Source organism: Robertkochia flava (assembly GCF_020166515.1).
GTDB lineage: Bacteria > Bacteroidota > Bacteroidia > Flavobacteriales > Flavobacteriaceae > Robertkochia > Robertkochia flava.
Genome location: NZ_JAINZT010000008.1, coordinates 91,420 through 104,600 on the forward strand (window position 1 = coordinate 91,420; position 13,181 = coordinate 104,600).

The following is a 13,181-nucleotide window of genomic DNA, read 5'->3' on the forward strand; positions in this document are numbered from 1 at the left end:
ACCCTGATGCCTCAATATGAATACTTCTGCCATGCTTGCCCTGCGTAAATTACACTGGACAACCATTTTTATACTTGGATTGTTGCTTGCAGGTTGCTTCAAGGATGATGGGGAGCCACCTCAGGAAGATCCCTTTTATGCCGGCAGGGTAGGAGAGGTCGATAAGACGCTGCTCTCCGGTAGCTGGGCCATACATTATATCGAGTGGGAAGGTCAGAGAGAAGCGGTACCTGAAAACAGTGAGGAGTGTGGCAGGGACTTCTTTGTGTTCGACGCAAACGGGGTCTATCGCGATTATGTACTGGATTACGAGTACAATTGTTCCTATACGTCTTCGGCATTTCAATGGAAGGATGCCGATGGGGTGATCACCCTCAATGATGCATCAGGGGGCACATTAGAAATGGTGGTGGTAGAACAAGGCCTTTCAAAGTTGATATTCAGAATGAAATTCGACCTGGATGAAGATGGTAAGGATGATATTTTTGAACTCACGGCTTACCCTTATGAACCCCTGGACAGCGATTATTACTCAGAGACATTTGCCCGTAATCCCTATCAGGAACACCTCGATAAGATCCGGTTCGAATGGCAGGAGTACCGGGGTCCAAATCAATTTTCACGCTATGAGATCTACCGAAGTGCGGTTGGGTGTGCTAAGGAGAATGCAACCCTTGTGGCAACCCTTACGCAGCGCGAGATCAATTATTTTATAGATGAGAATCCACCTGCAGCCGAAGAATTGTGTTATTTCTTCAGGGTGTATACTGCGGAGGGACTCTTAGGCGAGAGTGAACTGAGGTCTGTGGATACAAATGGGTTTCCGGTGGCCTCGGTACAAATGCGCCAGCCTGAGGTTAATGGAAATGCCATTACACTGTCATGGGAATCCTATAAGGGATATTATTTTTCACACTATGAGATTGCTGCCAGGAATTTCACCTCCGGATCGGGTTACGGGTACCAGGAGGTCATTATCGATACGATTCCCGAACGCACCACTTTGAGCTATACAGATACGGATCCACCATATTTTAAAAACCCGGTTTATACGGTTTATGCGATAGATATTTTCGGGAACAGGAGTACCCAATGGCAAATGGGACTTCACAGCTGGGAGGTGGCGTATAGCCGTCCTGAGCTGTTGGGCTTTACTGCGATCACTAAGGTTGCAGTAAGCAAAACACAGCCCCTTGTTTATTTGTATGGCAGGGAGGACAATGGGCAATATTCACTTTGTGCTTATAATTACCAGACAGGGGCAAGAACGGTGTGCAGTGATGTGGTTCCGGAGATCTTCACGGACATGAATATGAAAATAATACAGACGTCATCCGGCGAGGAACTGATATTTCCTCAAGGGAGTGATTTCCTGGTCTATGACCCTGCGAACCTTGCATTAAAGTATACCCTGAAACCTGGAATTTCCGGGGTGCAGGAATTTCATGTGACCGGGAATGGTACCTGGCTCATCACAGACCAGAACCTGATCTATGCCCTCGACCACCAGCAGGATCAGCTCACTATTACAGACAGTAAGGCGCATTTTGCCACCTTTCAAAGCTTCGGAGCATATGGGGTCCTGGAATTGGCCAATGGCAGGTTTCTTGTGGGGCACCCGAATGAAGGAACATCCAGGGAGTATGAGCTGGATGGGCAGGGAGGGTTAACCCTGACCCGGAGCGAGGTGCCTTTGGTTATGAGTAACCTCTACTATTATCCCGGCCTGAACCGGATCGTAAACGGCAATGATCAGACCATAATTGATGAGGCAACCTTTGAAGTTACAGGAAGTTATTCATTTCCTGTGTTCACCTATGGGGCTGGCAGGAGTCAGGGTAAGATCCTGGGCTCCAATAACGATCCCACAAACGCTTTTTCAACATCTTATCCTCACCAGAAAAAGGGTTATTTCTATGATCTTATTACAGGAACAGAACTAAGCGTGGGCACCAAGGGTTATCCGCATTTTATTTTTGAAGGGATGAATGGAGATCTCATAAGTATCTCTTCCGGATTGCTGCGGGACCATCTGGGTTCTTCTGTGCCGAAAACTGATCTCTTTCTTGAAAGGACCGGGTTGTAGTGATTTAAGAAGTGTAGAGGAATGGAAAGCTGAACCCTATGCAAGGGTATTCAGGATAGGAAGGATACATGCTCATATAAAGCCCGGTCATCCGTGCATATTCGATGAAAAGGGGATATCGCCCATGGACCCAGACACTCCCTAAAGACAGAGGTTGGGCTATGGGTTAATGATAATCTTACAAACGGGTTAACCCCACAGGCATTGCAGGACTGCTGTTGTATTTGGGGGAGGCGTATCAGGCTGATTTACCACCGCGGAATTTCTTTTTATTTTTTTTAAGGGTTTCCAGGTGCTTCTCCAACTTATGGATAACATCTTCTGTTTTGAAGTTTGCCTCAGATAACAGGGCGATTAGCCTTTCATCGAAGGATTTTTTATTATCAGAAATCGATCCCGTTAGGGTGTCCCTTAAGTCCTGGGTTTTGCTCAGAAGTGCATCTTTTAAGTATACCGCTTCAGATGAGATATTATCTTTGGCAGCTGCAGTATTCCTGGCAATTTTTCTACGGGTTTCACTGCCTTTTTGCGGTGCGAACAGGATTCCGATTCCAAACCCTGCAAGTGCTCCAAACAGCAGGGCTCCAATGTTCTTTTCGTAACTCATGAGGTATGAATTTTTTTAGATCGTTTATTTAAAGCCATCTAAGTTAATGATTTATAAATCAATGAATTATGATGCGCGTCAATAACTTCAGGGAATTTGAAAGTTAATCTTACCAGCGATTTCGGATGATGCCACATTGATCTGAATTTCGGAATCATGGAATAAAAAAATACGGTATCAGAAGGCTTCTCCTATTCTGAAATAGATGCCCCAGTCGCCATCACCAATAGCTGCATCCAGGCCAATGTTCATATTGTTTCTCTTAAAGGCCGTGTATCGTATTCCTGTGCCTACACCGGGATAAAGATGCCAGTTCTGGCTCTCCGTTTCCGATCCGTATAGGGTAGCAAGACCGAAAAATCCAACAAGGCCCAGGCGCGATTTAAAATTTTTCCGGTATTCGCCCTGAAGGGCCAGTTTTCCATCGCCCCGGTACTCTCCAAGAGAATACCCCCGGATGTCTTTCTGCCCGATCACTTCCTGTTGCTCAAAGTCGATATCACCTAACCCCGCTTGTATGGTGCCGCGTAGGGCAATGATATCGTTGTTTTTCTTCAGGCCCAGGTAGCGGTTAAAGGAGATATTGATGCGATTGGCAGGGGAGTCATTGGCAAGCCACTCAGGGAAAGTCGTCCATTTTACATTCAGAAGGTGTCCCTGGTTCGGGTAATAGATATTACCGCGGGTATCTGAATTGATGATCAGGCTAATGCCATTATTGATGTTGTTCGTTGGGGCCCTTATGTTGTCTTCAAAGGAGGTTTTCCCGGCCGAATGGGTGAAAGAAAGACCTCCGTAGATCTTACCCCTGATTTTTCGTAAAGCACCCAGGTGAATTATATTGAACCGGCTGGCATAGTCATAAAATCCCGGAGGTATGTCCAAAGATTCAATATAAGTCTGCGAATTCTGATTTCCCGTTCCCAGGCCCAAAGTTATTCTCCAACGGTCCCGGTCAAGGAATAACCTGGAAAATGCAAAGCTGAAAAATGACCCATTGGTCGTGTAAACAAGTACTGCTCCGGCCATCGAGTCGGGAGAGATCGTGTCTTTTTTACTCAGGGGGAACATCACCATGGGTAGGGCGCCTATTTCGAATTTCAGATTTCTACTGTAGCTTAGGTAGGGCATGGGGATAAATTTGAACCCTTTATCCTCTTCAGAAGTCTCTTTTTGGGCATGGATATCTGTACAAATCAAAAAGATCATTAACAAAATGGTCAGGTGCTTCAGAACGGATGTCGGGCGGGAGTCAGTCATCGAGTGCCATGGTTTTCTCGCCGATATGCGACAGGTCTATTCGAAGGCCTATAGTAAAGACATCCGGAGGAGATTTTCCCTGGACATCATACCCGCTTTCTACACGATATTCTGCGTAGAGATAGGATAACTTTGAACTGTGATATTCCACCCCAAAAATATAATCCCTGGTGACGAAATCTTCGTTGACAGGAAGACCTGCTGTATCCGGCCATTCAAAATTAATACCGCCCAGAAAGCGGAAATTATTCCAGAAATACTTTCCTGCCAATTCCAGCCCCTGGTCATCATAGATCACGGTAGGAAACTCTTCCTCGTCAATATCTCCCGTAGTTAGATCTCCATTGTTTTGTTGCGCATAAACCGCCGCCAGCATCAGATTGTCCTTGAAGTAGCGTATACCAAAACAATAATACTTAGGGTCCCCGTCAAATCCAATGGTATTTTCAATAAGACTGTTTCTGATAATGGCCGTCTGAAAGGCGGCGCCCAGACTCATGAATGGGGTAAGGTAATACCTGAGGGATGCGCCGTACCCATCTACAAAATTGTCGTTAAGAGTATTGCTGAACAATACCTGGACCCCCATATTGAAATTTCCGATCCTGTTTCGGTAGATCATCGCCTGGTCAGACCGTCCGGTTCCTATACTTCCGTCGGTAGCTCCTACATAGGTGTTGCTGGCCGTTCCTCCGAAAACGTTAAAACGGTCTGTGATACCTGACACATCGTAATAGGTGCTCCATTGCTTGCCCAGGGTTAACAGCCCGTATCTCCCGAAATCAACTCCCAGGTAACCCAGTCTGGCGGCAAACACCTGGCTTTCCTGGTCCCGGTTTAATATCACGAAACCAGAGGAGGTCCTGGAATCGGTGTTCAGATTAACCGAACTCTCTATTAACCGAATGCTTAGCTCTACATGTCCGAAGAATTCTATGGAAGAGGAAGTGGTTTTTACGCCTGCCGTAAAGCCCACCCGGCTGGCGTTGTCCTGAAACTCCGCCTCATCTTCGATGATGGCGAAGTGTGAACGCAAGCTGGTATACGGTTCAAACCGGAGGTGAAGGGAATCGGCAGAGGGCTGCCCAAAGGCTATGAAATGACAACAGAGCGAAAGGAAGAGGATGCGTAGTTTCACTTTAAGGAATTCCGGTTATGTGGATTATACCTTAAAGATAGGGAATATCGTCTAAATATTTAATAATTAGCATGTTAACAGCTTTTTTGAGCCGACGGGAATGCTCTGAAGGCTGATAGGCTCCTGAAACGGAGAAACTGGCTGTTAGAGATGAACGGATTTGTATTTTCCAACCCACGTAGAAGTTAGCCTTTTAATCCGGGATTATTACAGCAGGATGATCAGGCAGCATCCCTGTTCTGATCGAGATTTTCTTTGCTGTAAGTAGTTTTTTTACCCAGGTGGTGGGCCAGAAAAATAAGTCCGAAGATCGTCAGGGAAATGAGAAGTTTACTGATAATAACATCCATGTCTTTTGTGTTAGCGATTCCTTACGATACAAAAGTGTGGAATATTGTTTATATATAAATATTTATGTTTTTAATGTAATCGATAAGGAGTGTTTATGTTTTGAGTAAACAGTAAAGCAGGTGGGTGATTTGCAGTGTATTGACTTTACAGCTCCCCCTGTAAAGGGGAGGAGATATTTTAGGTATTTCACAGGTTATGGTATCAGCAAGCCCCGAGGTTTAGGGGGAACCTTCCCACCTTGTTATGAGTGTTAATAAGATTTTAAGGCATAAAAAAGCCCTTCGTTCTGCAGCGCTTTTCGTGTGGGTGAAAGCCCCGACGCTTCGGGGGAACCTTCGATATCCTGGTCCTCCCTGGAATCATGAGGTGGTAATTTGAAATAGGGGTTTTGCAATTTAAATGATTAGTGCACCAATTTAAAGGAATCACTTTTCCTGTATGCTTCGAGTACTGCCATTTCCCCCTCTTTTCCCTCTAAAGAGTTGCCGTGTTCCATGCCCAAAATGCCCTTAAAGCCTTTGGAATAGATATGTTTAAAGACATTTTCATAGTTGATCTCTCCGGTTGTGGGTTCTTTTCTGCCGGGGTTGTCGCCTACCTGAAAATAAGCGATCTCATCCCAAAACGCATCGATATTGGGTATAAGGTTGCCTTCCTGTATCTGTTGGTGATAGAGGTCAAAAAGGATTTTACAGGAAGGACTATTTACAGCCTTACAGATGGCATGAGCCTGTGGACTTTCCGTTAAAAACTGACCGGGGTGGTCTCTGAAATTTAGTGGTTCCAGGACCATGATAATCCCATGGGGTTCCAGGATCTCACAAGCCCTTTTTAAAGATTCAATCACATTCACAGATTGTGTTGCCGGATTGATCTGCAAATCCACGTGGCCCGGAACTACCGTTACCCATTTCGCATTTACCCGCTTTGCAACAACTACCGATTCCTCAATCTCCTTGAGGAATTTTGTTCTCAATGATTGATCACCATTGGTAAGGTTGGGCTCTTTCCAAAATATTTCATGTGCCACAAAAACACCCATTTGGATATTCCTTTCGGTCATGGTTTTAGCCATTTTTTCTTGCAACTCCGGAGTCCGCATTTTCATTCCATTATCCTCGAAAGCAGTGAATCCCTGGTCTGCCATGAAATTAAGTTGGTCAATAGGGTCGTCGCCTGCTAAGTTTTTAAACATACCGAGGTGAGGCGCATAGTTCAGGTTGAAAGAATTGTTTTTAACTTCAAAAAAGGATTTGCCGGCTGCAGAGAGCTGGGTAGCTCCCAAGCCGATAGAGGCTGCAAGCATCGCCTTTTGTTTGATAAAACTTCTTCTATGCATTTTTCAGGTTTAAATCAATACGCCCGTTCTGGAAAACATGCTTGGTTAGTCCCTTAAGTGATTGCGAAAACAGTTTTTTTTTCTTTCCGTGGGGAAAACAAGTTAATAATTTATGACGTAAAAGATCACATTTTTATTTTGACTTCTAATAGAATCCCTCCGAGCATTATTACCATTGCTCAAACCCGCCTCTAAATATAATTTGGAGCTAATAGGTAATCCTAAGAATCAAATCGATACGAACCGGAAATCTTTACTTCTCTGTTTTTGTATTTACAAGTTTTTACGGTTTAGCTCAAGAAAACCATAGCATCATTCAAGAAGAACTCCATGAGAATGCTTCCTCTAACTATTAATCAAGAAATGTCTTTTGATGCTTATGAAGGAGGTGCAGTGATATGGTCATGTAGTAATACGGTGATGCCCGATTTTGAATGAAAATGATGCAAATGATGAAGGTGATAAAAGTTACCGGCTTCTGCCGGGTTTCTGTTTCTTTGCCTACTGCCTTCAGTTGAACTGTCTTTCCTCTTGGGTCTTTCCTCTTTCATCCAAACAAAAGCCCCGACGCCTCGGGGGAACCTTTACACCTTGATATGAGGAATATTTTGATTTTAAGGCATAAAAAAAGCCCTTCGTTCTGAAGAGCTTTTCGTGCGGGTGAAAGGACTCGAACCTTCACACCTTGCGGCACTAGATCCTAAGTCTAGCGTGTCTACCAATTCCACCACACCCGCGAATTGTGGGTGCAAAGATAAATCAAATTTTGATATTACAAAGAACCGATAATAAAATTTTCAATTTTTGTACTTTTGAGCAATACAACAGACATTCCATGGAAAATATAACGTCGTATATCTCGACACACAAGCAACGATTTATTGATGAACTTATAGAACTTCTTCGCATGCCATCGGTAAGTGCTGATCCGGCATATTCGGAAGATGTGCTCAATACGGCCGAGGCGGTAAAGGCTGCCCTGGAAAAGGCCGGATGTGATCATGCAGAGATCTGCGAAACCCCGGGTTATCCCATTGTTTATGCAGAGAAAATGATCAATGCCAATCTGCCGACCGTATTGGTATACGGGCATTACGATGTACAGCCGCCGGATCCGGTCGAACTTTGGGATTCGCCTCCATTTGAGCCAGTGATAAAAACTACGGAATTGCATCCTGAAGGTGCCATATTTGCCCGGGGGGCCTGCGACGATAAGGGGCAGATGTATATGCATGTAAAGGCCCTGGAATATATGGTTGCTAACAACACCCTGCCTTGCAATGTGAAATTCATGATCGAAGGGGAGGAAGAAGTTGGCTCTGAAAGCCTGGGGTGGTTCCTGGAGCGTAACCGGGAAAAACTGGCCAACGATGTGATCCTGATCTCTGATACGGGAATGATCTCGAAAGAGACCCCCTCCATTACGACGGGACTTCGCGGACTCTCCTATGTAGAGGTCGAAGTGACCGGACCTAATCGCGACCTGCACAGCGGTCTTTACGGAGGTGCTGTTGCAAATCCGATCAATATCCTTTCAAAAATGATCGCATCCCTGCAGGATCAAGATAACCATATTACCATTCCCGGATTTTACGATAAAGTACAGGAGCTGAGCAGGGAAGAACGGGATGAGATGGCAAAGGCTCCTTTCTCCCTGGAGGGATACAAAAAGGCCCTTGATATCGAAGATGTCTACGGGGAAAAGGGATATGTTACCAATGAACGGAATTCCATCCGTCCTACGCTGGATGTCAATGGAATTTGGGGAGGATATACAGGAGAAGGCGCAAAAACAGTGATCCCTTCCAAGGCCTATGCGAAAATCTCCATGCGACTGGTACCTGACCAGGACTGGGAAGAGATCACCCGGTTGTTCAAGGATCATTTCGAATCTATTGCGCCTGCAGGAGTTAAGGTAAAGGTAAAACCCCATCATGGCGGTTACCCTTATGTTACGCCTATAGACAGTGACGGTTACCGTGCTGCGAGTAAGGCTTATGAGCAAACCTTCGGGAAAACTCCTGTTCCCCAGCGAAGTGGTGGAAGTATCCCGATCGTTTCTCTTTTTGAGAAGGAATTAAAAAGCAAAACCATACTTATGGGATTCGGTCTGGATAGTGATGCCATTCATTCTCCAAATGAACATTACGGTATCTGGAATTACCTGAAAGGCATTGAGACCATTCCGTATTTTTATAAATATTTTACCGAGCTGTCATCCTGAGGGCATTTGACAGATCCACTTAATTCAAACCCTGAACTATGAGATTAACCCTGAGAACCCTGTTGGGTTTATTACTGTTATGGGGGCTTACCGGCTGCTCGGAACAAAACACCGAGGAAAAGGTAACCCTTGAAGATTATCAGCGGGCTTCCCGTTACATGTACCCCCGAATGTCTAACCTGGTTCATCAGGAAGTACAGGGTGGACAATGGATGGGAGACAGCCTTTTCACCTATAGGATACAAACACCGGAGGGCAGGAAATTCAAAAGTTTCAATACCCGAACCAAAACAAAATCTCCTGCCTTTGATCATGCGAAGCTTGCAGTGGGCTTGTCCGGAATTACGGGGAGAGAGATCATTGCAGACAGTTTGCCTTTCCGGAATATCTCTATAACTCCTGAAGGTGATGTGGTTTTCCAGACCTTTGGAAGAAAATTCAGTTTTACCCCTGGAACCGGAGTGGTGAGCGAGATCGTATCGGAAGAAAATTCAAAAGGGGTTAATCGAAATGAGCATGTATCACCAGACGGCACCAAAGCAGCTTTTATAAGGGAGTATAACCTGTGGGTTCGTCACATAGAGACCGGGAGAGAGACTCAGCTTACCTTTGATGGCACAGTTAATTACGGCTATGCTACAGACAATGCGGGTTGGACACATAGTGACCAGGCAGTGTTAAAATGGTCGCCTGATTCTAAAAAGATCGCCACTTTCAAACAGGATGCCCGGGGTGTGGAGGAAATGTACCTCGTAAATACGCAGGTAGGCCACCCCGAACTGGAGGCCTGGAAGTATCCCTTGCCGGGAGACAGTACGGTCTTTATGATCGAAAGAGTGGTTGTGCATCTCGAGCCTCAACCCACGGTGGTACGCCTGAAGATGGATCCCGATTACCAGCGCTCTACAACTACCGATCATATTGCAGGTCGGGGAGGAGAATTTCTGGATGTGGAATGGAATGCCAATGGGTCTCAGCTGGCCTTTGTATCCTCGTCAAGAGATCATAAATCTGCAGAACTGAACATAGCAGACCCTGTTACGGGTAAAGTAAGTGAAGTACTGGAGGAAACTGTACCCACCTATTACGAGTCCGGGGTTGGCGATGCGTGCTGGAGCGTTCTCGATAGCAGCAATGAGGTGATCTGGTATTCAGAAAGAGACAATTGGGGTCACCTCTACCTTTATGACCTGAAATCCGGGGCGCTTAAGCATCAGATCACCAAGGGTGAGTGGCAGGTGAGACAGGTGGTTCATGTGGATGAGCAAAACCGGGTGATCTACTTTACCGCCGGGGGAAAAGAAGAAGGAAATCCGTACTATGAATACCTGTATAAGGTGGATTTTGAAGGCGAAAACATGACCTGTCTTACTCCCGGGAAGGGCGATCATGATTTTCAAATTTCTCCGGATTTCAAATACGTGGTGGATACCTATTCAACGGTGGCGACACCCCCGGTTTCTGTGATCAGGGATATGGATGGAAATAAACTTGCTGATCTCGAAAAGGCGGATGCCACTAAACTCCTTGAAGCAGGTTGGATGGCCCCGGTGGAATTTACCGTTAAGGCAAGAGATGGGGAAACCGATCTCTACGGGATCATGTTCTTGCCCAGCAATTACGACAAGAATAAAACCTACCCGGTATTGAACTATATCTACCCCGGACCCCAGTCGGGAAGTGTTAACGATTATGCATTCCGCGAAACCCGAAGCGACAGGCAGGCCGTGGCCGAATTAGGTTTTATCGTGGTAGGGGTGGATGCCATGGGAACCCCCAGGAGATCTAAATCCTTCCACGATGCCTATTATGGAAATATGGGCGACAACGGACTACCCGATAACATAGCCATGATCCGTCAGTTGGCCCGGCGATACCCCGCAATGGACACCACCCGAATCGGGATCTGGGGCCATTCAGGAGGTGGCTTTGCCTCTACCGATGCCCTGCTTAGGTATCCTGATTTTTACGACGTGGCAGTATCCGGATCCGGAAATCACGACAACAGGAATTACGAGGACGACTGGGGAGAAAAATGGCAGGGATTGTTGGAAATAAATGCCGAAGGCATAAACAATTACAGTGACCAGGCGAACCAACTCATGGCAGATCGTTTAAAAGGTCATCTTTTGATCACCCACGGGCAATTGGATGATAATGTGCATCCGTCAAATACCATGCTGGTGGTGGAAGCCCTGATTAAAGCCAATAAGGATTTTGATATGATCATCTTTCCAAATAAACGGCACGGTTACGGCGATATGACCAATTATATGACAAGGAAACGCTGGGATTACTTTGTGAAACATCTTAAGGACACCGATCCTCCGGCTGGATTCTCCCTGGACAGGTAATAAGGAAAGCTCCGTTTCAAACGGGGCTTTTTTTATATTTCTTTTGTAATCCACATTAATTTTGGTGCAGATTAGCGCTTGGATTCGTAACTTTTAAAGCACTAATCATCAATACATTATAGTATGCGCAGAACATTTTTAGGCTTATTTATCCTTTCAGGAGTGCTTTTGGGAAGTTGCAGTCAGGAACAATCGACGGTGAAACCTGAGATGCTTACCCAGGAAGAGGTTACCCAAATACGGCAGGAGATCATGAAGCATATGGAGGGGGTTGTCGAAGGGATTGAAACGAATGATCCTGAAAAATTATTTCGTGATTTTTGGCGATCAGATAGTGCGACGTTTTTTCTGAACGGAGTGCAAATGAAGGGTTTTGATCAGATCATGAACGGCTTTAGCCAGGGTATGGAGACCCGAAAAAACACCAATTTGGAATTAACTGCGGAAGAGATCGTTGTTCTGGACCGCCATGCCGCCATGCACCTGGCAGAATTCACCAATGCAATGCAGCTTGCCAATGACACTACCGTAACAGTGGCCGGGTATTGGAGCGCGGTATTCAAGAAGCTGGACGGACAATGGAAAGTGGTGCATGTTCATGAATCCTTTAATCCTTCGGAATAATCCCGGGGGATCTCATAAGAATTAACAGTACTGTGCGTAACAATTTGATGTAGCCTGCGTTATATAGGGGTACATTCATCAATCAAACTGCAGTTATGTTAAAAAAATTCTTCTGGATGTGTTCAGGAGCAGATGTCCGATTGCTGGAGCAATGCTCGGGTACTGAACAGATCAAACAAGCCGGAATCGGAGGCACCGTATTCTTTACCGCTGTCATGGCTTTTATTGCCGCCTCCTACGCCCTATTTACCGTATTTGATAACGCCTGGATCGCATTGGGCTTTGGCCTGGTCTGGGGGTTGCTCATTTTTAATCTCGACCGCTTCATAGTATCTACCCTTAAGAAAAGAAAGCGGTTTTACCAGGAAGTACTCCAGGCTGTTCCCCGGCTTCTTCTTGCTGTGATCATTGCCGTGGTCATTTCAAAACCTCTGGAAATAAAGATCTTTGAAAAGGAGATCGACAGGGTGCTGCTGGAGGAAAAAAATCAAATGACCCTGGATAACCGGGAGCAATTAGCCCTTCAATACCTTCCTGAAATGGAAAAACTGGAAGGAGAGGTCCGTGCTCTTAAAGCAGAAATAGCCGATAAGGAGGCGGAAGTGAATACCCTGTATGCCACTTTTATCGCTGAGGCTGAAGGAAGGGAAGGGACCCTTAAGATCGGGAAGGGTCCGGTATACAAGGAAAAAAGGGAGAAGCACGATGCGGCCCTGGCCGAATTGCAGGCGCTGAGGTTAACCAATAACGCCCGGATCGCACAAAAGCTTCAGGCTATAAAGACCCTGAAGGCGAATTACGAAAGGAAGGTAGGAAGTACCCAGCCTGTTATTGACGGGTTTGATGGACTTATGGCCCGGGTGAATGCATTAGACCAACTCCCATGGCTTCCCTCATTCTTTATTTTTCTTTTGTTCCTTGCCATAGAAACCACCCCCATTATTTCAAAATTACTGGCCCCCAGGGGAGAATACGATATGAAGCTGGAAGATCAGGAAGAAACGCTAAGGGTATGGGCAGCTCAAAAAGCCTACCAGCGAAGGCAGCATCAGGTCACCGATGCAGCCATTAACGACCGGGTCTATGAAGACCTTCGGGAAGACGAAGCGCTTTTTGCCTACAAGCATGAAAAGGCAAGGGCGATCTTTCAGGTGCAGGCAGATGCATTTTACGCCCAGCAGAAAAGCAATGTCTGATT

The 13,181-nt window shown here is 45.8% G+C and carries 10 protein-coding genes and 1 tRNA gene; 5 read left to right on the forward strand and 6 right to left on the reverse strand.

From position 1 onward, the window contains the following. The first annotated feature begins 16 nt into the window (after window positions 1–16). Window positions 17–2,086, forward strand: coding sequence for a fibronectin type III domain-containing protein (locus tag K7R11_RS13540; protein WP_224491283.1), 2,070 nt, complete (start codon window positions 17–19; stop codon window positions 2,084–2,086). A gap of 238 nt (window positions 2,087–2,324) precedes the next feature. Here K7R11_RS13540 and K7R11_RS13545 read toward each other — a convergent pair whose 3' ends face one another. The 6 genes from K7R11_RS13545 to K7R11_RS13565 form a co-directional block, all read right to left on the reverse strand. Beyond that, window positions 2,325–2,693 (reverse strand): YtxH domain-containing protein, encoded by a 369-nt coding sequence (locus K7R11_RS13545; protein WP_224491284.1) that lies wholly within the window; start codon window positions 2,691–2,693, stop codon window positions 2,325–2,327. A 177-nt stretch (window positions 2,694–2,870) separates the two neighbouring features. Then, a complete protein-coding gene (locus K7R11_RS13550) occupies window positions 2,871–3,953 on the reverse strand; it encodes a BamA/TamA family outer membrane protein (protein ID WP_224491285.1) in 1,083 nt (360 codons plus the stop codon). Continuing rightward, entirely contained in the window at window positions 3,946–5,091 is a 1,146-nt protein-coding gene (locus K7R11_RS13555; RefSeq protein WP_224491286.1) for a porin, read from the reverse strand. Before K7R11_RS13555 ends, K7R11_RS13550 begins: the two co-directional genes overlap by 8 nt. 221 nt (window positions 5,092–5,312) lie before the next feature. After that, window positions 5,313–5,441, reverse strand: a complete 129-nt coding sequence (locus K7R11_RS15050; RefSeq protein WP_262899824.1) for a hypothetical protein — start codon at window positions 5,439–5,441, stop codon at window positions 5,313–5,315. A 404-nt stretch (window positions 5,442–5,845) separates the two neighbouring features. Continuing rightward, on the reverse strand, window positions 5,846–6,781 hold the full coding sequence (locus K7R11_RS13560; RefSeq protein WP_224491287.1) for a hydroxypyruvate isomerase family protein: 936 nt from the start codon (window positions 6,779–6,781) through the stop codon (window positions 5,846–5,848). Between the two features lie 655 nt (window positions 6,782–7,436). After that, window positions 7,437–7,518, reverse strand: a tRNA-Leu gene (locus tag K7R11_RS13565). Window positions 7,519–7,616: 98 nt separating this feature from the next. Here K7R11_RS13565 and K7R11_RS13570 point away from each other — a divergent pair. The 4 genes from K7R11_RS13570 to K7R11_RS13585 all read left to right on the forward strand — a co-directional run bounded on the left by K7R11_RS13570 (window position 7,617) and on the right by K7R11_RS13585 (window position 13,179). Beyond that, window positions 7,617–9,005, forward strand: coding sequence for a dipeptidase (locus K7R11_RS13570; RefSeq protein WP_224491288.1), 1,389 nt, complete (start codon window positions 7,617–7,619; stop codon window positions 9,003–9,005). A 38-nt stretch (window positions 9,006–9,043) separates the two neighbouring features. Beyond that, the gene (locus K7R11_RS13575) at window positions 9,044–11,359 is read left to right on the forward strand and encodes a S9 family peptidase (RefSeq protein WP_224491289.1); all 2,316 of its coding nucleotides are present in this window, start codon (window positions 9,044–9,046) and stop codon (window positions 11,357–11,359) included. Between the two features lie 123 nt (window positions 11,360–11,482). Beyond that, on the forward strand, window positions 11,483–11,983 hold the full coding sequence (locus tag K7R11_RS13580; protein WP_224491290.1) for a YybH family protein: 501 nt from the start codon (window positions 11,483–11,485) through the stop codon (window positions 11,981–11,983). A 95-nt stretch (window positions 11,984–12,078) separates the two neighbouring features. Beyond that, on the forward strand, window positions 12,079–13,179 hold the full coding sequence (locus tag K7R11_RS13585) for a DUF4407 domain-containing protein (RefSeq protein WP_224491291.1): 1,101 nt from the start codon (window positions 12,079–12,081) through the stop codon (window positions 13,177–13,179). The last annotated feature ends 2 nt before the right edge of the window (window positions 13,180–13,181 follow it).

Bases quoted from the DNA above. Each gene is read 5' to 3' on its own strand.
- K7R11_RS13540 (WP_224491283.1), top strand. From the start codon at position 17: ATGAATACTTCTGCCATGCTTGCCCTGCGTAAATTACACTGGACAACC.
- K7R11_RS13545 (WP_224491284.1), bottom strand. From the start codon at position 2,693: ATGAGTTACGAAAAGAACATTGGAGCCCTGCTGTTTGGAGCACTTGCA.
- K7R11_RS13550 (WP_224491285.1), bottom strand. From the start codon at position 3,953: ATGACTGACTCCCGCCCGACATCCGTTCTGAAGCACCTGACCATTTTG.
- K7R11_RS15050 (WP_262899824.1), bottom strand. From the start codon at position 5,441: ATGGATGTTATTATCAGTAAACTTCTCATTTCCCTGACGATCTTCGGA.
- K7R11_RS13560 (WP_224491287.1), bottom strand. From the start codon at position 6,781: ATGCATAGAAGAAGTTTTATCAAACAAAAGGCGATGCTTGCAGCCTCT.
- K7R11_RS13570 (WP_224491288.1), top strand. From the start codon at position 7,617: ATGGAAAATATAACGTCGTATATCTCGACACACAAGCAACGATTTATT.
- K7R11_RS13575 (WP_224491289.1), top strand. From the start codon at position 9,044: ATGAGATTAACCCTGAGAACCCTGTTGGGTTTATTACTGTTATGGGGG.
- K7R11_RS13580 (WP_224491290.1), top strand. From the start codon at position 11,483: ATGCGCAGAACATTTTTAGGCTTATTTATCCTTTCAGGAGTGCTTTTG.
- K7R11_RS13585 (WP_224491291.1), top strand. From the start codon at position 12,079: ATGTTAAAAAAATTCTTCTGGATGTGTTCAGGAGCAGATGTCCGATTG.